The following is a 19,322-nucleotide window of genomic DNA, read 5'->3' on the forward strand; positions in this document are numbered from 1 at the left end:
CCGACGAGGTCCTTATAGGGTCACGGTCGTGCCGGACCTGTCGACCATCATCAAGGCCTACGACGTGCGCGGCGTCGTCCCCGACCAGTGGGACGAGTCGGTCGCCCGCGCCATCGGGGCGGCGTTCGCCGAGTTCGTGCACGGGGAGACCGGCGCGACCGCCGTCGTCACCGCGCACGACATGCGCCCCTCGTCGGTGCCGCTGTCGCGGGCCTTCGCCGAGGGCGTGCTCTCCCGCGGCCTCGACGTCGTGGAGGCCGGGCTGGGCAGCACCGACATGCTCTACTTCGCCGCCGGCTCGCTGGAGCTGCCGGGCGCGATGTTCACCGCCAGCCACAACCCCGCGCAGTACAACGGCATCAAGCTGTGCCGGGCCGGGGCCGCGCCCATCGGGCAGGACTCCGGGCTGGTGGAGATCCGCCGCGCCGCGGAGGCCGAGCTCGAGCAGCCGGGCAGCGCCTTCACCCGCACGCCCGGCCGGGTCGGCGAGGTGAGCGGCCGCGACCTGGTCGCCGAGTACGCGGCCTACCTGCGCGGGCTGGTCGACCTGTCCGGCATCCGGCCGCTGAAGGTCGTCGTCGACGCCGGCAACGGCATGGGCGGGCACACCGTGCCGGTCGTGCTGGCCGACCTGCCGCTGGACGTCGTCCCGATGTACTTCGAGCTCGACGGCACGTTCCCCAACCACGAGGCGAACCCGCTGGACCCGGCCAACCTGGTCGACCTGCAGGCCGCAGTGCGCGAGCACGGTGCCGACATCGGGCTGGCCTTCGACGGCGACGCCGACCGCTGCTTCATCATCGACGAGCGCGGCGAGCCGGTGAGCCCCTCGGCGATCACCGGGCTCGTCGCCGTCCGCGAGCTGGCCAAGGGCCGCGGGACGACGATCATCCACAACCTGATCACCTCGGCCGCGGTGCCGGAGATCGTGCGGGAGCACGGCGGGCAGCCGGTGCGCACCCGGGTCGGGCACTCGTTCATCAAGGCCGAGATGGCCCGCACCGACGCCGTCTTCGGCGGCGAGCACTCGGCGCACTACTACTTCCGCGACTTCTGGCGCGCCGACACCGGCATGCTCGCCGCGATGCACGTGCTCGCCGCGCTCGGCGAGCAGCCGCGGCCGCTGTCGGAGCTCACCGCCAGGTACGAGCGCTACGCCGCCTCCGGGGAGGTCAACTCCACCGTCGACGACCAGGCCGCCCGGGTGGCCGCCGTCCGCACGGCGTTCGAGGAGCGCGACGGCGTCGGCTTCGACGAGCTCGACGGCCTCACCGTCTCGCTGCCCGACGGCTCGTGGTTCAACCTGAGGGCCAGCAACACCGAGCCGCTGCTGCGGCTCAACGTCGAGGCCCGCGACCGGGCCCGGATGACCGAGCTGCGCGACGAGGTCCTGGAGATGGTGCGCTCATGAGCAGTGGTCCCCCCGAGACCCTGGGCATCGACCCGGCGCTGCTGGAGATCCTCGCCTGCCCGGACGTGCACCACAGCCCGCTGACGGTCGACGTCGCGGCCGGCGAGCTGGTCTGCCCGACGTGCTCCCGCGCGTTCCCGGTGCGCGACGGCATCCCGGTGCTGCTGCTGGACGAGGCGCGGCGGCGGTCGTGACGGGCCCGCGGCGATGACGTCGCCGGAGCTGGCGGAGGAGGTCCTCGACGACCTCGACCTGCTGCGCGCCCGCGACCCCCGCGAGCTGCTGCCGGCGGTCGCCGGCGCCGGCGCGCAGGTGCGCGAGACCGCCCGGCTGACCGCGGAGGCCGACCTGTCCCGGGTCACCTCGGGCGGCCGGCCGCGCGGGCTGGTCGTCGTCGCCCGCCGGGAGGGCGCGGTGGCCGCCGCGGTGCTGCGCGCGCTGCTCGGCCCGGCCTCCCCGGTGACCGTCGACGTGGTGCCCGGCCCGGCGCTGCCGGTGTGGATGGGCCCCTCGGACATCGCCGTCGTCGCCACCCGCACCGGCGCCGGCCGCTACGCCGTCACGCCGGCCTACGAGGCCGCCCGCCGCGGGGTCGCGCTGGTCGGCATCGGCGCCGAGGACGCACCGCTGCACGCGGCCTGCGCCGGTGCCCGGTTCCCGTACGTGGCCCTGCCGGCGTCCCGGGTCCGGCACACCACGCTGTGGTCGCTGCTCACGCCGATGCTGCTGCTCGCCCGCGACCTCGGGCTGGTGTCGGCCGAGGTCGCCGACCCCGACCTGATCGCCGACGCCCTCGACGAGGTGGCCGCCGAGTGCGGGCCGGCCCGCGAGTCGTTCGGCAACCCGGCCAAGACGCTGGCGCTCGAGCTGCTCGACGCGCTGCCGGTGATCGCCGCCGAGGGCCCGCTGGCCGGCGCGGCCGCGGGGCGGGTCGCCGACCAGCTCGCCACCCTGGCCGGGCTGCCGGTCGCCAGCTACCGGCTGCCCGACCAGCGGGTCGCCGCGCGCACCGTGCTCGGCGGGCCGCTCGCGCCGCAGGAGGGCGCGGACGACTTCTTCCGCGACCGGGCGGACGACGAGGGCCGCCGGCTGCGGCTGATCACCGTGCGCGACGCGCACGCCGGCGACGACGACGGCGCCGGCGAGCGCGAGCCGCACTCCGCGTCGGAGGCGCTGGAGGAGCTGCTCCGCGTGGCGGCCGCCCGCAACGTCCCCCTCAGCGCGCTGGCCGACCACGGCGAGCCGGAGCGCCACCCGCGGCTGGTGCGGCTGGCCCGCCAGCTCGCCGTCGCCGACTTCAGCGCCGTCTACCTGGCCCTGGCCCTGGACCACGAGAGAGCCCTGCACCCATGAGCACTGCACCCCGCGGCGATGCACCCACCAGCGAGGCACCCATGAGCGATGCACCCGTGAGCGACCACCCGACCCCGGCGGCCGGTGGGCACGGCGGCGGTGAGCACGGCGGTGGCCACGGCGGTGGCACCACCGCGATCCTCGCGGCGCTGGGCGCCAACCTCGGCATCGCCGTCGCCAAGTTCATCGCCTTCGTGATCACCGGCGCCTCCTCGATGCTCGCCGAGGCGATCCACTCGGTGGCCGACTCGGGCAACCAGGTGCTGCTGCTGGTCGGCGGCAAGCGGGCCCGGCGGGCGGCGACCCCCGAGCACCCGTTCGGCTTCGGCCGCGACCGGTACATCTACAGCTTCATCGTCGCGATCGTGCTGTTCAGCGTGGGTGGCCTGTTCGCGATCTACGAGGGCGTGCACAAGCTCCGCGAGCACGGCGAGCCGGAGTCGCAGCTCGTCGCGATCATCGTGCTGCTGGTCGCCATCGCGCTGGAGAGCTTCTCGCTGCGCACCGCGGTCAAGGAGACCAGCGCGGTGAAGCAGCCGGGGGAGAGCTGGTGGGGGTTCATCCGGCACGCCCGCGCCCCCGAGCTGCCCGTCGTGCTGCTCGAGGACACCGCCGCGCTGACCGGCCTGGTGCTCGCGCTGCTGGGCGTGGGGCTGACGGCGGCCACCGGTGACACCACCTGGGACGGCCTGGGCACCATCGCGATCGGCCTGCTGCTGGTCGTCGTGGCCGGGATCCTGGCCGTGGAGACCAAGAGCCTGCTGATCGGCGAGTCCGCCACCCCCGCCGCGCAGCGCCGGATCGTCGCCGCGCTCGAGGAGGGCGGCACGGTCTCGGTGATCCACATGCGCACCCAGCACCTGGGTCCCGAGGAGCTGCTGGTCGCGGCGAAGATCGCCGTCCGGCACGACGACACCGCCGCCGCCGTGGCGCGGGCGATCGACGAGGCCGAGCTGCGCATCCGGGCGGCCGAGCCGATCGCCCGGGTGATCTACCTGGAGCCCGACATCCGCCGGCCGGGCACGGCCGGCACCCCTTCGGGGACGGGGCAGCCCCCGGTCGGGTGAACCTGCCCGCGACCCCACCCGAGGGCGCGCACGGCCGGTAACCTCGCCGACGATGTGGCAGCTGACGAGCACCGTGCGGCACTACCCGTGGGGGAGCACCACGGTGATCCCCGAGCTCCTCGGGCTGCCCACGCCGGCCGACCGTCCGTTCGCCGAGCTGTGGGTGGGCGCCCACCCGGACATGCCCAGCGTGCTGGCCGACGGCCGCTCGCTGGACGAGGCGATCCGCACCGACCCCGGCCCGCTGCTGGGGGACGGCGTCCGGGAGCGGTTCGGTGACCGGCTGCCGTTCCTGATGAAGGTGCTGGCCGCCGACCGGCCGCTGTCGCTGCAGGCGCACCCGACCACCGCGCAGGCGGAGGCCGGCTACGCCGCCGAGGAGGCGGCCGGCGTCCCGCACGACGACCCGACCCGCACCTTCAAGGACCCGTACCACAAGCCGGAGCTGCTGCTCGCGGTCACGACCTTCGAGGCGCTGTGCGGGTTCCGCCCGCTCGAGGAGTCGCTGCACTGCCTGGCCAAGCTGCAGCTGCCCGAGCTCAAGCCCACCATCGCGGCGCTGGCCCACGGCGGGCTGCAGACCGCGATCCCGCAGCTGCTCGCGCTGTCGGACCTGCGCCGCGAGTCGCTGGTGACGGCGGTCGCGCGGAAGGCGGCGTCGTTCGTCGCCGCCCACGACCCGGAGTTCATCAACACCTACCGGTGGGCGGCCACGCTGGCCGAGAGCTACCCCGGCGACCCCGGCGTGGTCATCTCGCTGCTGTGCAACCACCTCAAGCTCGACCCGGGTGAGGCCGTCTACCTGCCCGCCGGCAACCTGCACGCCTACCTGTCCGGCGCCGGCATCGAGGTGATGGCCAGCTCCGACAACGTGCTGCGCGGCGGGCTGACCAGCAAGCACGTCGACCTGGCGGCGCTGATCGAGGTGCTGGACTTCACCGACGGCAAGATCCCGGTGCTGCACCCGGTGCTCGGCCCCGGCGGGCTGCGCTACCCGGTGCCGGTCGACGACTTCGACCTGACCCGCTGCCAGATCGGCGACGACCCGGGCGTGCTGACCACGGCCGGGCCGCAGCTGCTGCTGTGCACCGAGGGGTCTGTCAAGCTCACCGCCGCCGAGGCGACCATCGTGCTCGAGCGCGGGCAGGCGGCGTTCGTGCCGGCCGGGCAGCCGCTGTCGGCCGCCGGCCCCGCCGTCCTCTACCGGGCCACCACCGCCCGCCCCTGACGCCCGTTCCCCGCTCCGGGGGAGCCCCCGGGACGGCGCCGGGCGGTACGCTCGTCGACGGCACGAGCCCCGCCGAAGCCTCGGCATGCTCGCTCGCCCCGCCCGCGCCTCCCGCGCCGGGGCCCCCACAGCGACCGACTGCGTCCGCCCGACCGGGGTGGGCCGATCACTGGAGCGACATGACCGCCAGCACCGGCACCCGTGTACTGACCGACGGCGACTTCAAGGTCGCCGACCTCTCCCTCGCCGGCTTCGGCCGCAAGGAAATCCAGCTCGCCGAGCACGAGATGCCCGGCCTCATGGCGCTGCGCGCCGAGTACGCCGACGAGCAGCCGCTGGCCGGCGCCCGGATCGCCGGCTCGCTGCACATGACCATCCAGACCGCCGTGCTCATCGAGACGCTGACCGCGCTCGGCGCCGACGTCCGCTGGGTCAGCTGCAACATCTTCTCCACCCAGGACCACGCCGCCGCGGCGATCGTCGTCGGCGACGGCACCGCCGAGCAGCCCGCCGGCGTCCCGGTCTTCGCCTGGAAGGGCGAGACGCTGGAGGAGTACTGGTGGTGCACCCAGCGCCTGTTCGAGTTCCGTGACGAGGCCGGCGAGGTCGTCGGCCCGAACATGGTGCTGGACGACGGCGGCGACGCCACCCTGCTGGTGCACCTGGGCACCCGGTTCGAGGCCGACGGCGCCGTCCCGGACACCACCGGGGCCGACTCCGAGGAGTACGGCGTCATCCTCGACGTGCTGCGCGGCACCCTGGCCACCGACGGGCAGTACTGGACTCGCATCGGCCAGGGCATCAAGGGCGTCACCGAGGAGACCACCACCGGCGTCCTGCGGCTGTACGAGCTCGCCCGCGACGGCCGGCTGCTGTTCCCGGCGATCAACGTCAACGACTCGGTCACCAAGAGCAAGTTCGACAACCTCTACGGCTGCCGGCACTCGCTGATCGACGGCCTCAACCGGGCCACCGACGTGATGATCGGCGGCAAGGTCGCCGTCGTCTGCGGCTACGGCGACGTCGGCAAGGGCTGCGCCGAGTCGCTGCGCGGCCAGGGCGCCCGGGTCATCGTCACCGAGATCGACCCGATCAACGCGCTGCAGGCCGCGATGCACGGCTACGAGGTCACCACGCTCGACGAGGTGATCGGCAAGGCCGACATCATCATCACCGCGACCGGCAACCGGGACATCATCTCCGCCGAGCAGCTGGCCGCGACCAAGCACCAGGCGATCATCGGGAACATCGGCCACTTCGACAACGAGATCGACATCGCCGGTCTGGCCCGCACCCCGGGCGTCACGAGGACCAACATCAAGCCGCAGGTCGACGAGTGGCGGTTCGCCGACGGCCACACGATCATCGTGCTCTCCGAGGGCCGGCTGCTGAACCTCGGCAACGCCACCGGCCACCCGAGCTTCGTGATGAGCGCGTCGTTCTCCAACCAGACGCTCGCCCAGATCGAGCTGTGGGCCAACCGCGCGGCCTACGAGGGCAAGACGCCCGGCGTCACCGTGCTGCCCAAGGTGCTCGACGAGAAGGTCGCCCGGCTCCACCTCGGCGCGCTGGGCGTCAAGCTCACCGAGCTGTCCAAGGTGCAGGCCGACTACCTCGGCGTCCCCGTCGAGGGCCCGTATAAGAGCGACCACTACCGCTACTGACGGGGTCTGCGCCCCGCGGTGACCGTGCAGGTGTTGCCCGCTGGCCCGCCGTTCCCCGGCGTGCCGGTGGGCAACATCTGCACGATCGTCCTCCGCAAGGGTGGTCGGACGACGGCAGGACGCGGCTGATCGCGCACAATGGCGCCGTGCCACCTTCCGCCCCCAGCAACGGGTCGAGCCGCGGTCGCGTCCTCGTGGTCGACGACGACGCCGCCCTGGCCGAGATGCTCGGCATCGTCCTGCGCCGCGAGGGCTACGAGCCCGCGTTCGTCTCCGACGGTGCCCGTGCCGTCGCGACGTTCCAGCAGGTGCGCCCCGACATCGTGCTGCTGGACCTGATGCTGCCCGGGCGCAACGGCCTGCAGATCTGCCAGGACATCCGCAGCCAGTCGACCGTGCCGATCGTCATGCTCACCGCCAAGGGCGACACGGTGGACGTCGTCCAGGGGCTGGAGGCCGGCGCCGACGACTACGTCACCAAGCCCTTCAAGCCCGTCGAGCTGGTCGCCCGGGTGCGGGCCCAGCTCCGCCGCGGCGAGACCGGCCAGGCCGAGAGCCTGACCATCGGCGACCTGACCATCGACGTCCCCGCGCACCAGGTGTCCCGCGACGGCACGCCGATCCCGCTGACGCCGCTGGAGTTCGACCTGCTGGTGGCGCTGGCCCGCAAGCCCCGCCAGGTGTTCACCCGCGAGCTGCTGCTCGAGCAGGTGTGGGGTTACCGGCACGCCGCCGACACCCGGCTGGTCAACGTGCACGTGCAACGGCTGCGCGCGAAGGTCGAGCGCGACCCCGAGCGGCCCGAGGTCGTGCTGACCGTGCGCGGGGTCGGCTACAAGGCGGGCCCACCGTGACCGGGGGCACCGGGACGCCGTGAGCTCCGACCTGGCGCGCAGCGGCGAGCTGACCGGGCTCGCCGACGCGCCGTCCGATCCACCGGCGGCCGCCCCGGCGCCGCCGGCCGCCGCCGAGCCCGGCGCCTGGCGCGAGCAGGTCCGCGCGACCGCGCGGCGGGCCGAGCTGCTGGCCCGCCGGGTCGGGCAGCGCGCCGGGCGCGCCTGGCGGTCGTCGCTGCAGGTCCGCGTCGGCGCGATCACCATGGTGGTCGCCGGCGTGGTCGTGGTGATCGTCAGCCTGGTGCTGTTCCGGCAGATCAGCGACCAGCTGCTGCAGGTCAAGCGGCAGGCCGCCGTCGACCAGTCGCTGGCCGGGGTGAGCTACGCCCAGACCGAGGTCGCGGGCATCGCGGCCGGTGACTCGGCGAGCGTCCGGTCGACGCTCAGCCGCACCGTGTCGGGGCTGAAGTCGCGCGGTGGCGCGGCCGGCGACTTCGACGTCGTGATGGTCTACCGCAGCGGCGACCAGGTCAGCCCGGCGTCCAGCCGCGCCCAGGTGTACGAGTCGCTGCCCGGCGACCTGCGCGCGCAGGTCACCGCCGGCGCGCAGGCCTACCGCTACGCGACGGTCCCCGACGCCGAGGGCAACCCGGTGCCGACCCTGCTGGTCGGCGCGCCGGTGCCCAGCGACGGCGCCAGCGGCGACCGGGTGGAGCTGTACTTCGCCTTCCCGCTGGACCAGGAGCAGGAGAGCCTGCAGCTGATCCGCAGCACCGTCGCGATCTGCGGGGTCGTGCTCACGCTGTTCGTGGTCGGCATCGGCGTGCTGGTCACCCGGCTGGTGGTCGACCCGGTGCGCCGCGCGGCCGGCAGCGCCCAGCGGCTGGCCGAGGGCCACCTGGAGGAGCGCCTCGCGGTGCGCGGGGAGGACGACCTGGCCCGGCTGGCCACCAGCTTCAACGCGATGGCCGACAGCCTGCAGAAGCAGATCACCCAGCTGGAGGGCCTCTCCCAGCTGCAGCAGCGGTTCACCTCCGACGTCTCCCACGAGCTGCGCACCCCGCTGACCACCGTGTCGATGGCCGCCGACGTGCTGCACGAGGCGCGCGCCGACTTCGACCCGGCGCTGGCCCGCTCCGCGGAGCTGCTGCGTGCCGAGCTGGACCGCTTCGAGGTGCTGCTGGCCGACCTGCTGGAGATCAGCCGGTACGACGCCGGGGCCGCCGTGCTCGACGCCGAGCAGCAGGACCTCGGCCAGCTCGTGCTGCGGGTCGTCGACGGGATGCGGCCGCTGGCCGCCCGGCTGGACTGCCCGCTGCTGGTGAGCATCCCGGAGACCGCCGTGGTCGCCGAGGTCGACGGACGGCGGGTGGAGCGGGTGCTGCGCAACCTGGTCGGCAACGCCCTCGAGCACGGCGCCGGCCGGTCGGTGGAGATCACCCTGGCCGCCTCGGAGGCCGCCACCGCGGTCACCGTCCGCGACCACGGCGTGGGGCTCAGCGCCGCCGACGCCCAGCACGTCTTCGACCGCTTCTGGCGGGCCGACCCGGCCCGGGTGCGCAGCCTCGGTGGCAGCGGGCTCGGCCTGTCCATCAGCCTCGAGGATGCCCGGCTGCACGGCGGCTGGCTGCAGGTCTGGGGTCGGCCGGGGCAGGGCGCCCAGTTCCGGCTCACCCTCCCGCTGGTGGCCGGTGGGGAGCTCACCAGCTCGCCGCTGCCGCTGCGGCCCACCGGCTGGGCGGCGTCCCGGCCCGCCGCCGGGGAGGAGCAGCCGTGAGCCGCCGCCTGCCCGCCGTCCTCGCCGTCCTGGTCGCCGGGGTGCTGACCGGGTGCTCGACCGTGCCGTCCAGCTCGCCGACCGTGCAGATCACCCAGGTCGCCGAGCCCAGCGGCGAGGTGGGCATCGAGGCGCCGGCCCCGGAGCGTGGTGCCACCCCCGAGGAGGTGGTGCGCGGCTTCATCGACGCGAACGCGAGCACCACCCGCAGCCACCCGGTGGCCCGCCAGTACCTCACCCGGGACGCCGCCCGCACCTGGTCCGACAGCGACGGGGTGACCGTGGTCGAGTCCGGCTACGCGGCCGTGCCCGCCAGCGGCGGCACCGTGCAGGTGACCGGCGACCTGGCCGGCACCGTCGACTCCCACGGCGTGTTCACCGTCGGCGGCGGCTCGGCGTACGCGCGCACGTTCACCGTGACCAAGGAGCAGGGGGAGTGGCGCATCGCCGACCCGCCCGACGGCCTGGTGCTCGCCGAGCCCGACTTCGCCCGCACCTACGACCAGCTCGACGTCTACTTCCTCGACCCGACCGGCAGCCGGGTGGTGCCCGACCCGAGGTACCTGGTCAGCGGCGGCGCCCAGCTGAGCTCGCTGGTGGAGCGGTTGCTGGACGGCCCCAGCCCGGCGCTCAACGCCGCGGTCGTGAACGGGCTGTCCGGCGCGGAGCTGCGCAGCACCGTCACCGTCGACGCCCGCACCGCGACCGTCGACCTCACCGGCCTGGCCGACCCGTCGGAGGCCACCGCGGCCGCGCTGGCCGCGCAGCTGGTGTGGACCCTCGCCCAGCTCGACGTCGGCGGGGTCCGGGTGCTGCTCGACGGCCAGCCGATGCCGCACGTCCCCTCGCTGGTCAGCCCGGGCGACTTCGCCTCGCTGGACCCCGACCCCGCGCCGATCGACGCGGTCGGGCACTACCTGTGGGGCGGGGCGCTCTACCGCGCCGACGGCACCGCCGCCCCCGGCCCGGCCGGCACGGGCAGCTACGGGCTCACCTCGGCCGCGGTGACGACCGACCCGCGCACCGGCGCGCTGTCGGTGACCACCGCGGTCTCCGCCGCCAACGGGCAGGCGACGCTGTGGACCGGCACCTACGGCGACGTGCTCAACCCGGTGCTCACCGGCGGCAGCTTCACCCCGCCGTCGACGGCGATCACCCGTGCGGAGGCGTGGACGGTGCGGGACGGCGCCGAGGTCGTGCGGGTGCCCGCCGGCGGTCCGGCGCAGACCGTCACCGCGCCCACCCTCGCGGGCCTGGGCCGGGTGACGCAGCTGCAGCTCTCGCCGGACGGCGTCCGGGTGGCCGTGGTCATCGAGTCCGGTGGCTCGGGCGGCCAGCTGTTCGTCGGCAGCGTCGTCCGGGACGACGAGAGCGTGAGCGTGCGCGACCTGCGCGCCGTCACCCCCACGCTGCGGCACACCGTGGACGTCGCATGGCGCAACGCGGGCACGCTGCTGCTGCTCGCCGGTGACCCGAGCGACCAGCGCACCGTGCCCTACAGCGTCGACGTCGACGGCTGGGACCTCTCCGGCGTGACCACCGCCGGGCTCCCGCCGGGCGACCCGACCTCGCTGGCCGCGGCGCCCACCCGGGAGCCGCTGGTCAGCGCCGGCGGCACGATGTGGCAGCTGCAGGGCGGCACCTGGACGACGCTGGTGCGCGGCGCCGAGCCGCTGCCGGGCACGGACCCCTTCTACCCGCTCTGACCGGCCGGCGCCCGCGGCCGTCCCCAGCCCGTCGCCGTTCCCCCAGCCGGCCGCGGTCGGGCGGGCGGCGGCCCGCCGGGCGGCAGGCTGGCGGCGTGGCCCGGTCGCTGCTCGTCGACGGGCTGGTCGACGGGCTGGTCGACGGGCTGGTCGACCTGGTGCTGCCCCGGGTCTGCGCCGGCTGCGCCCGCCCGGGTGCGGTGCTCTGCGGGACGTGCTGTGCGCTGCTCACCGACCTGCACGTGGCCGCACCGCGGCGGCACCCGCCGGGCTTCCCGCCGACCGTGGCCGCCGGCCGCTACGCCGGGCCGGTGCGCCCGGTGGTGGCCGCCTTCAAGGAGCGGGGGAGGGCGGAGCTGGCCGGGCCGCTGGGCGCGGCGCTCGCGCTCGCGGTGGCCGCGGTGCTGACCGGGCCGGCCGAGCGGCCCGGCGGGCCGGTGCTGCTGGTGCCGGTGCCCTCGTCGGCCGCCGCGGTGCGCCGGCGCGGGCGCGACCACGTGCGGGAGCTGGCCCGGGCCGCGGCCGGTGACCTGCGCCGGGCGGGGGTGCCCGCGCGCACGGCGCTCGTGCTGGCGCGCACCCGCGGGACGGTCGACTCGGCCGGGCTCGACGCCGCCGAGCGCCGGGCCAACCTGGCCGGCCGGTTCCGGCTGCGCCCGCCCCGCGGCGGGTGGCCCGCAGGCGCCCGGTGGGTGGTCGTCGACGACGTGGTCAGCTCCGGCGCGACGCTCACCGAGGCGGCCCGGGTGCTGGCGGCCGGGAACGGCGCGGCGCGACCCGCCGGGCCGGTGCTCGCCGCGGTGGTCGCGGCGACGCCCCGCCGTCCGGCCGTCGCGGAGGGAGGCCGGTCACCGGCAGCGCCCGGGCCCGGGCGGGCCGTGACCTTCGCCGTCCGCCGGGCACCGGGAGCCGGAGGGCGGCGTTGATCCAAGTGTCGGTACCGGCGTCCGGGAGCTAGCGTCGGATCGATCACACCCCTCGAACCGGGAGGTCTCATGGAGATCGTGGTCCGTGGTCGGAACGTGGAAGTGCCCGAGCACTTCCGCCAGCACGTCGAGGACAAGGTCGGGCAGCTCGAGCGCTTCGACGGCAAGCTGATCCGCATCGACGTGGAACTGCTGCACGAGAACAACCCCCGTCAGTCGGCCAACTGCCAGCGGGTGGAGATCACCCTCCGCGGCAAGGGCCCGGTCGCGCGCGCCGAGGCGTGCGCGCCCGACTTCTACGCGGCGCTCGAGCTCGCCGCGCAGAAGCTGGAGAACCGCATGCGCCGGGCGGCCGACCGCCGCCGCGTGCACCACGGCCGTCGCACCCCCACCAGCGTGCGGCTCGACGGCTCCCCCCTCGCGTCCGCGGAACCCGCCGTCGACGCGCTCGCCCGCGAGAAGGCGCTCACCGACGCGGAGACCCCGCTGGTGACCGACCTCGACGAGCACCTCCCCGGCCGGATCGTGCGCGAGAAGTCGCACCCGGCCACCCCCATGACGGTCGACCAGGCCCTCTACGAGATGGAGCTGGTCGGTCACGACTTCTTCCTGTTCCTCTGCGCCGACACCGGCCAGCCGTCGGTGGTCTACCGGCGGCACGCCTTCGACTACGGGCTGATCCGGCTCGGGGCGACGGTGCCCGCAGCCGAGCACGTGTCCGCCCCGCGGGCCGCCGCCGTGCCGGCGCCGGTCTGACCTCGTCCCCGATCGCGCGGGCCGCCTCCCAGCCGTGGGAGGCGGCCCGCCGCGCGTCCGGGGTCAGTCGCCCGGCAGCCGGGCGAACAGCGCGGCGTCCCCACGGGTGCCGTCGCGGTAGGTGAGGTAGGAGCGCAGCACGCCCTCCTGGGTGAACCCGGCGGCCCGGGCCACCGACTGCGAGCCGGTGTTGCCGACGTCGGCGACCAGGTAGACCCGAGGCGCTCCCAGGCCCAGCGCCCACTCGGCCAGCGCGTGGGCGCTCTCCGCCGCGTAGCCGTGGCCGCGCCCCTGCGGGCCCACCCAGTAGCCGATCTCCGGGCCGAGGGGGTGCTGACCGATCCGGTGCACGCCGATGCAGCCGACCAGCTCACCGCCGACCTCGATGGCCAGGTTGGTGCCGGTCCCGGCCCGGCGCTCCGCCGGGGAGTCCGCGGCGACGAAGGCCTCGGCGTCCGCGCGGGTGTAGGGCACCGGGATGTTGATCCAGCGCTGCACCGCGGGGTCCTGGCAGCCGGCGTGCACGGCCGCGACGTCGTCCGCGCGCAGCGGGCGCAGCAGCAGCCGCTCGGTGCCGATCGTCTCGGTGGTCAGGTCGATGCCGGTGAGGTCCACCCGGGCATCCTCACCAGGAGCCGAGCACCCGGTCCACCGCGATCTCGACGACGACGCGGGCCGGGTTCTCCCGCGGCGTGCGGTACCGCTGCGCGTAGCGCGCCTCGGCGTCGGCCACCGCAGGCCGGTCGTCGCGCACGACCGCCGTCCCCTCGAGCGTGACCCAGCGGCGGCCGTCGACCTGGCAGACCGCCACCCGCTGCTGCCCGGCGCGCACGTGCCGGGCCTTCGCCGAGGTGCCCGAGCAGATCACCCGGGCGGTGCCGGTGGCGGTGTCGACGGTGACCCCGACCGGCGTGACGTGCGGGCTGCCGTCGGCGCGCAACGTGGTCAGCGTCGCCAGGTGACGCTCGGTGAGGAAGCTGAGCAGGGAGGGGTCGGAGAGGTCCCGGGGCACGTCGGGAGCGTACGGACGACGAATCGGGGTACCCGATCTCGCTCGCCGGGAGCCACCTCCCAGCTGCGCCGCCTACGCTGGGGCCGTGGTGTTCTCCAAGATCCTGCGCGCCGGCGAAGGCGCACAAGTCCGGCGGCTGTCGAAGATCGCGGATGCTGTCGACGCGCTGGCCGACGACTTCGCCGACCTGACCGACGCCGAGCTGCGCGCGAAGACCGACGAGTTCAAGGAGCGCTACGCCGACGGCGAGACGCTGGACCAGCTGCTGCCGGAGGCCTTCGCGGTCGTCCGCGAGGCGGCCACCCGGACGCTCGGGCAGCGGCACTTCAAGGTGCAGCTGATGGGCGGCGCGGCGCTGCACCTGGGCAACATCGCCGAGATGAAGACCGGTGAGGGCAAGACGCTGACCGGTGTGCTGCCGGCCTACCTCAACGGCCTCACCGGCGACGGCGTCCACATCGTGACGACCAACGACTACCTGGCCGCCCGCGACGCGGAGAACATGGGCCGCATCCACCGCTTCCTCGGGCTGACGGTGGGCACGATCGTGTCCGGGCAGCGCCCGGACGACCGCCGGGCACAGTACGGCTGCGACATCACCTACGGCACGAACAACGAGTTCGGCTTCGACTACCTGCGCGACAACATGGCCTGGACCAAGGGCGACCTGGTGCAGCGCGGCCACCACTACGCGATCGTCGACGAGGTCGACTCGATCCTCATCGACGAGGCCCGCACCCCGCTGATCATCAGCGGCCCGGCCGAGTCCAGCGCCCGCTGGTACGGCGAGTTCGCCCGCATCGCCCCGCTGATGAAGCGCGACCGGCACTACGAGGTCGAGGAGAGCAAGCGGACCGTCGCCATCACCGAGGAGGGCGTCGAGTTCGTCGAGGACCAGCTCGGCATCGAGAACCTCTACGAGGCGGTCAACACCCCGCTGATCGGCTACCTGAACAACGCCCTGAAGGCCAAGGAGCTGTTCAAGAAGGACCAGCAGTACATCGTCTCCAACGGCGAGGTGCTCATCGTCGACGAGTTCACCGGCCGCGTGCTGGCCGGCCGTCGCTACAACGAGGGCATGCACCAGGCCATCGAGGCCAAGGAGCGCGTGGAGATCAAGGACGAGAACCAGACGCTCGCCACGATCACCCTGCAGAACTACTTCCGGCTCTACGAGAAGCTCGCCGGGATGACCGGCACGGCGCAGACCGAGGCCGCCGAGCTGCACCAGACCTACAAGCTGGGCGTCGTCCCGATCCCGACGAACCGGCCGATGGTCCGCGAGGACCGCGCCGACGTCATCTACAAGACGGAGAAGGCGAAGTTCGAGGCGGTCGTCGACGACATCGCCGACCGGCACGAGGCCGGCCAGCCCGTCCTGGTGGGCACCGCCAGCGTCGAGAAGTCCGAGGTGCTGTCGAAGTTCCTGCTGCGCCGCGGCATCAAGCACGAGGTGCTGAACGCGAAGAACCACGCGCGGGAGGCGGCGATCATCGCCCAGGCCGGGCGCGCGGGCGGCGTCACGGTGGCCACCAACATGGCCGGCCGCGGCACCGACATCCAGCTCGGCGGCAATCCGGAGTTCATCGCCGACGAGGCGCTGCGGGCCCGCGGCCTGTCGCCGTCGGAGACCCCGGACGAGTACGAGGCCGCCTGGGACGACGCGCTCGCCGACGCCAAGGCGCAGGTCAAGGCCGAGCACGAGCAGGTCGTGGAGGCCGGCGGCCTCTACGTGCTGGGCACCGAGCGGCACGAGAGCCGCCGCATCGACAACCAGCTGCGCGGCCGCTCGGGCCGGCAGGGCGACCCGGGTGAGTCCCGGTTCTACCTGTCGCTGGGCGACGACCTGATGCGCCGGTTCAACGGCCCGATGCTCGAGTCGATGATGAACACCCTGCGGGTGCCCGACGACCAGCCGATCGAGTCGAAGATGGTCAGCCGGGCGATCCGGTCGGCGCAGACGCAGGTCGAGCAGCAGAACTTCGAGGTCCGCAAGGACGTCCTGAAGTACGACGAGGTGCTCAACCGGCAGCGCACGGTCATCTACGACGAGCGGCGCAAGGTGCTCGACGGCGCCGACCTGCACGAGCAGGTGCAGCGCATGCTGGACGACGTCGTCGCCGCCTACGTGGACGGCGCGACCGAGACCGGCTACGCCGAGGACTGGGACCTCGACCAGCTGTGGACCGGCCTCAAGGCGCTGTACCCGGTGGGCCTGGACAAGCAGGAGCTGCTGGACCGCGTCGCCGACGGCGAGCAGGCCGCGCTGGAGGCCGGGACGCTGAAGGACGAGCTGGTCGCCGACGCGCACGCCGCCTACGCGACCCGCGAGGAGACGCTGGGCAGCGAGGTCATGCGCGAGCTGGAGCGGCGGGTGCTGCTCAGCGTGCTGGACCGCAAGTGGCGCGAGCACCTGTACGAGATGGACTACCTGCGGGCCGGCATCCACCTGCGCGCGATGGCCAACCGCGACCCGGTCGTGGAGTACCAGCGCGAGGGCTACGACATGTTCAACGCGATGCTCGACGGCATCAAGGAGGAGTCGGTCGGGTTCCTGTTCAACCTGGAGGTCAAGACCCAGGAGCAGCAGGACGCCGAGGCCGCCGCGGCGCAGGCCGAGGCGGAGGCCAAGGCCCTGGCCGCCGCGCAGGCCGGCACCGAGCGGGTGCTCGCCCGCCAGGCCGCCGAGCAGGCCGCGGTCCAGGAGGCTGCGGTGCAGGAGGCGGCGGCGCAGGCGGCCGCCGACCAGGAGGCCGCGGCGCGCGCTGCCGCCACCGAGGCGCCGGTGACGCCGGTGCCGACCGGCACCCAGGGCTCGGCCCGGCGCAGCCGGAAGCCGGCCGCGCCGGTGGCGGAGGCCCGCACCGAGGCCCCGGAGGAGCCGGTGCACACCGGCACCGGCCCGGACCTGCAGGTGAAGGGTCTGGGCGCGCCGAAGCAGCAGCAGCTGAGCTACAGCGCCCCGAGCCTGGACGCCTCGCCGAAGGACGGCGGCAAGGCCAAGGCGGCGAAGACCGCGACGGTCACCGGCACCAAGGAGACCCCGCGCAACGCACCCTGCCCGTGCGGGAGCGGCAAGAAGTACAAGCAGTGCCACGGCGCTGCCGGCGCCAGCTGACGCCGACCGCCTGACGCACGACGCCCCGCCGACCACGTGGTCGGCGGGGCGTCGTGCGTTCAGCCGATCTGCAGCGAGGTGCACCGCCAGCGCCCGTCGATGCCCTCGAGCCGGGCGGCGACCGCGTGCGCGCGCCCGGAGCGCCGGGCCACGGCGCTCACCTCGGCCACGCCGTCGACCGGCTCGCACACCCGCACGGCGCCGACCAGGACCGGCGACGTCCCCTCGGCGCACCACCGCGGCCGCCGGCCCGATGACAGCGCGGCGAACACCGGAGGGCTGACCACCGCCTGCAGCTGGCTGACCGGCCGACGACCCGCGAACGCCTCGAGGACGAGGGTGACCAGCCGCCGGCCCGTCACCGCGGCGTCGGGCAGGTCGGTGCGGCGGGTCCAGGTCGGCCCGAAGTGCCGGTCGTCGCCGGGGCCGGCCGGCGTCGGCCCGGTGCGCGGCCGCGGGCCCGGCGCCGGGGCGGGACGGGGCAGCACCCGGCCGGGCACGACCAGCCGCAGCGGCACCCGCTCGTCCAGCAGCGGCGGCCCGGGCGTCGGGACGACGACCAGGTGCAGGCGCGACCGGTCGGCGTCGCCGGGGTCGGCGTCGCCGGGGTGGGCGGCGCGGGCCGGGGCAGCGGTGTCGAGCGGGGAGGCGGGGGCGCTCATCGGGGGTGCTCTTCCTCTTCGTGCGGGTGGGGCGGGGCGTCGGCCCTCGGGCGTCGGCCGTCTGGCGGTGGTCGGGCGGCCGTCAGGCGGGAGGCGGGCGCAGCACCTGACCGGGCAGCAGCAGATCCGGGTCGGGGCCGATCACGGCGGCGTTCGCCCGCCACCAGGCGTGCGCTGCTGCGGCGACCTGCGCGTCGGTGACCGGGGCGCCGGTGGCGGCCGCCGTGAGGTGGGCGCGGGCGAGGTCCCAGAGGCAGTCGCCGCGCACCACGACGTGCTCGCCCGGCGCGCTGCCGGCGCCAGGGGCGGCCGGCCAGTCGGGTGCCGCCGGCGATCCGCCGGGACGCCAGTCGGGCGCGGGGGCGGACCGGTCGAGCGGAACGGCGGCCGAGGCGGTGACCACCCCGGCGGGGCCGGCCACCGGGCCGGTGCGCAGGCCGCTCGCCGCCAGGGGCGCGGTCACGCTCAGGCTGAGGCCGAGGGCGAGCGCCGCGGCCCGGCGCGCGCCGTTCGGCAGCACCGCGGCCGCCACCCCCGCGGCCACCCGGCCGGGCAGGCCGGGCAGGGCGGAGAGAGCGGTGAGCAGCAGCCCGAGCGCGCCCCAGGCCCAGGTCAGCCAGGCCAGCCCGGCAGCGCCCACGACGAGCAGCGCGTCCGGACCGCCCGCGTCGACGGTGGCCTGCGGAGCGGTCAGCGTCGCGCGCGCGTCGGCGAGCCCAGGACCGGCCAGGACGAGGGCCCAGGCGACCGCCGCCATGATGGCCGACGTCCCGACCCAGTGCAGCTTCGTCATCAGCACTCCTTCCGGTGCGGTGAGACGAAACACCATTAATGGAACCAAATGCAAGCAAACGCAAGGATCTGTGGACAGCTAGCCTGCGACCATGCGTTGGGAGCAGCTGTTCGCCGACCTCGAGGCCCAGGCCGTCGCCGAGGAGGCGCGCGCCGCGGATGCCGAGTCCGGGTCGCGGGCACGGGCAGAGCACGGCCGGCTGCGGCTGGTCGACCGGCTGCACGGCGCGGTGGGCGCGGAGGTGTTGCTGACCTGCCGCGGGGCGGGCCAGGTCGGGGGCCGGCTGCTGGAGGTGGGCCCCGACTGGCTGCTGCTGCAGGACGCCCAGCAGCGGGAGCTGCTCGTGGGCACCGGCGCCGTCCGCGCGGTGGGTGGGCTGACCGCCGTCACCGTGCCGGCGCCGGAGGGGGCGGTGGCCCGGCGGCTGGACCTCCGCCGGGCGCTGCGCGGGCTGGTGCGCGACCGCGCCGCGGTGCAGGTGCTCCTGGACGACGGCACCGCGGTCACCGGCACGATCGACCGGGTGGGCGCCGACTTCGTCGAGGTGGCCGAGCACCCGGCCGACCGGCCCCGGCGGGCCGCGGCGGTGACCGGGGTGCGGGCCGTCGTCGTCGACGCGGTCGCGGTGGTGCGGCGGCTGCCGCCGCCGGTCAGCTGACCCGGGCCCTCCGCGCGGGGAGCGACCGGGGAGGGGTCAGCGGGAGGACTCGGCCCCGGTGTCGGCGGCGGCGTCCGCCCCGGTGTCGTCGGGCACCGGCTCGTCGACCCCGGCAGTGGCCCGGGCCTCGGCGTACTTCTGCTGGATGAAGCGCTCCAGCTCGTCCTTCTCCACCCGCCACTGCCCGCGCCCGCCGATCTGGATGGCGATGAGCTCCTTGCGGCGGACCAGCGCGTAGGCCTGCGACCACGACACGTTGAGGATCTCCGCGACGTCGTCGAGGGTCAGGAAGCGCTGCTCGGCCATGGGGGCGGTGTCTCTCCCGTCGAAGGTGCCGCCCAGTGTGTCAGCCGGG

General features: G+C 75.0%; 19 protein-coding genes. 13 read left to right on the forward strand and 6 right to left on the reverse strand.

Annotated features, from left to right (window positions below):
- Positions 1–28 precede the first annotated feature (28 nt).
- Genes AB0J00_RS04145 through AB0J00_RS04155 form a run of 3 tightly spaced genes read left to right on the forward strand, consistent with a single transcriptional unit; the run spans position 29 to position 2,764 of the window.
- Complete coding sequence (locus AB0J00_RS04145; protein WP_357740567.1) at positions 29–1,411, forward strand: phosphomannomutase/phosphoglucomutase; 1,383 nt, start codon at positions 29–31, stop codon at positions 1,409–1,411.
- 26 nt (positions 1,412–1,437) lie between these two features.
- Positions 1,438–1,605 (forward strand): Trm112 family protein, encoded by a 168-nt coding sequence (locus AB0J00_RS04150; RefSeq protein ID WP_357741347.1) that lies wholly within the window; start codon positions 1,438–1,440, stop codon positions 1,603–1,605.
- Between the two features lie 13 nt (positions 1,606–1,618).
- Positions 1,619–2,764: an SIS domain-containing protein gene (locus AB0J00_RS04155; RefSeq protein WP_357740570.1), complete on the forward strand. Its 1,146-nt coding sequence runs from the start codon at positions 1,619–1,621 to the stop codon at positions 2,762–2,764.
- On the opposite strand, the gene AB0J00_RS04160 is transcribed toward AB0J00_RS04155, so the two are convergent.
- The gene (locus AB0J00_RS04160; protein ID WP_357740573.1) at positions 2,709–2,897 is read right to left on the reverse strand and encodes a pentapeptide repeat-containing protein; all 189 of its coding nucleotides are present in this window, start codon (positions 2,895–2,897) and stop codon (positions 2,709–2,711) included. The genes AB0J00_RS04155 and AB0J00_RS04160 overlap by 56 nt on opposite strands.
- On the opposite strand from AB0J00_RS04160, the gene AB0J00_RS04165 reads away from it, so the two are divergent.
- The 8 genes from AB0J00_RS04165 to raiA all read left to right on the forward strand — a co-directional run bounded on the left by AB0J00_RS04165 (position 2,806) and on the right by raiA (position 12,724).
- A complete protein-coding gene (locus AB0J00_RS04165) occupies positions 2,806–3,831 on the forward strand; it encodes a cation diffusion facilitator family transporter (protein ID WP_357740576.1) in 1,026 nt (341 codons plus the stop codon). The genes AB0J00_RS04160 and AB0J00_RS04165 overlap by 92 nt on opposite strands.
- A 52-nt stretch (positions 3,832–3,883) precedes the next feature.
- Positions 3,884–5,059: a mannose-6-phosphate isomerase, class I gene (manA, locus tag AB0J00_RS04170; protein ID WP_357740579.1), complete on the forward strand. Its 1,176-nt coding sequence runs from the start codon at positions 3,884–3,886 to the stop codon at positions 5,057–5,059.
- 179 nt (positions 5,060–5,238) lie between these two features.
- Positions 5,239–6,723, forward strand: coding sequence for an adenosylhomocysteinase (gene ahcY / locus AB0J00_RS04175; RefSeq protein WP_357740582.1), 1,485 nt, complete (start codon positions 5,239–5,241; stop codon positions 6,721–6,723).
- A gap of 146 nt (positions 6,724–6,869) precedes the next feature.
- The gene (gene mtrA, locus AB0J00_RS04180) at positions 6,870–7,577 is read left to right on the forward strand and encodes an MtrAB system response regulator MtrA (RefSeq protein WP_357740585.1); all 708 of its coding nucleotides are present in this window, start codon (positions 6,870–6,872) and stop codon (positions 7,575–7,577) included.
- A gap of 19 nt (positions 7,578–7,596) precedes the next feature.
- Positions 7,597–9,336 (forward strand): MtrAB system histidine kinase MtrB, encoded by a 1,740-nt coding sequence (gene mtrB, locus AB0J00_RS04185; RefSeq protein WP_357740588.1) that lies wholly within the window; start codon positions 7,597–7,599, stop codon positions 9,334–9,336.
- The gene (locus AB0J00_RS04190; RefSeq protein WP_357740591.1) at positions 9,333–11,042 is read left to right on the forward strand and encodes an LpqB family beta-propeller domain-containing protein; all 1,710 of its coding nucleotides are present in this window, start codon (positions 9,333–9,335) and stop codon (positions 11,040–11,042) included. The genes mtrB and AB0J00_RS04190 overlap by 4 nt, the downstream gene beginning before the upstream one ends.
- A 95-nt stretch (positions 11,043–11,137) precedes the next feature.
- Entirely contained in the window at positions 11,138–11,968 is an 831-nt protein-coding gene (locus AB0J00_RS04195) for a ComF family protein (protein WP_357740594.1), read from the forward strand.
- 69 nt (positions 11,969–12,037) lie between these two features.
- Positions 12,038–12,724 carry a ribosome-associated translation inhibitor RaiA gene (gene raiA / locus AB0J00_RS04200; protein WP_357740597.1) on the forward strand — a complete coding sequence of 229 codons (687 nt, stop codon included), beginning with the start codon at positions 12,038–12,040 and terminating at the stop codon, positions 12,722–12,724.
- A 63-nt stretch (positions 12,725–12,787) separates the two neighbouring features.
- Here the strand turns inward: raiA and AB0J00_RS04205 are convergent, their stop codons facing one another.
- Positions 12,788–13,339, reverse strand: coding sequence for a GNAT family N-acetyltransferase (locus tag AB0J00_RS04205; RefSeq protein ID WP_357740600.1), 552 nt, complete (start codon positions 13,337–13,339; stop codon positions 12,788–12,790).
- Between the two features lie 10 nt (positions 13,340–13,349).
- Positions 13,350–13,736 carry a TIGR03618 family F420-dependent PPOX class oxidoreductase gene (locus AB0J00_RS04210; RefSeq protein WP_357740603.1) on the reverse strand — a complete coding sequence of 129 codons (387 nt, stop codon included), beginning with the start codon at positions 13,734–13,736 and terminating at the stop codon, positions 13,350–13,352.
- Positions 13,737–13,821: 85 nt separating this feature from the next.
- Between AB0J00_RS04210 and secA the strand changes: the two genes are divergently transcribed.
- Complete coding sequence (gene secA, locus AB0J00_RS04215) at positions 13,822–16,854, forward strand: preprotein translocase subunit SecA (protein WP_357740605.1); 3,033 nt, start codon at positions 13,822–13,824, stop codon at positions 16,852–16,854.
- Between the two features lie 59 nt (positions 16,855–16,913).
- On the opposite strand, the gene AB0J00_RS04220 is transcribed toward secA, so the two are convergent.
- Together AB0J00_RS04220 and AB0J00_RS04225 are read right to left on the reverse strand one after the other, a co-directional pair.
- The gene (locus AB0J00_RS04220; protein WP_357740608.1) at positions 16,914–17,516 is read right to left on the reverse strand and encodes an Rv3235 family protein; all 603 of its coding nucleotides are present in this window, start codon (positions 17,514–17,516) and stop codon (positions 16,914–16,916) included.
- Positions 17,517–17,598: 82 nt separating this feature from the next.
- Positions 17,599–18,309, reverse strand: a complete 711-nt coding sequence (locus AB0J00_RS04225; RefSeq protein WP_357740611.1) for a hypothetical protein — start codon at positions 18,307–18,309, stop codon at positions 17,599–17,601.
- Positions 18,310–18,400: 91 nt separating this feature from the next.
- On the opposite strand from AB0J00_RS04225, the gene AB0J00_RS04230 reads away from it, so the two are divergent.
- A complete protein-coding gene (locus tag AB0J00_RS04230) occupies positions 18,401–18,967 on the forward strand; it encodes a hypothetical protein (protein WP_357740614.1) in 567 nt (188 codons plus the stop codon).
- A 36-nt stretch (positions 18,968–19,003) separates the two neighbouring features.
- Here the strand turns inward: AB0J00_RS04230 and AB0J00_RS04235 are convergent, their stop codons facing one another.
- Entirely contained in the window at positions 19,004–19,273 is a 270-nt protein-coding gene (locus AB0J00_RS04235; protein ID WP_357740617.1) for a helix-turn-helix domain-containing protein, read from the reverse strand.
- Positions 19,274–19,322: the final 49 nt, after the last annotated feature.

Source organism: Modestobacter sp. NPDC049651, assembly GCF_040659695.1.
Classification (GTDB): Bacteria; Actinomycetota; Actinomycetes; order Mycobacteriales; family Geodermatophilaceae; genus Modestobacter.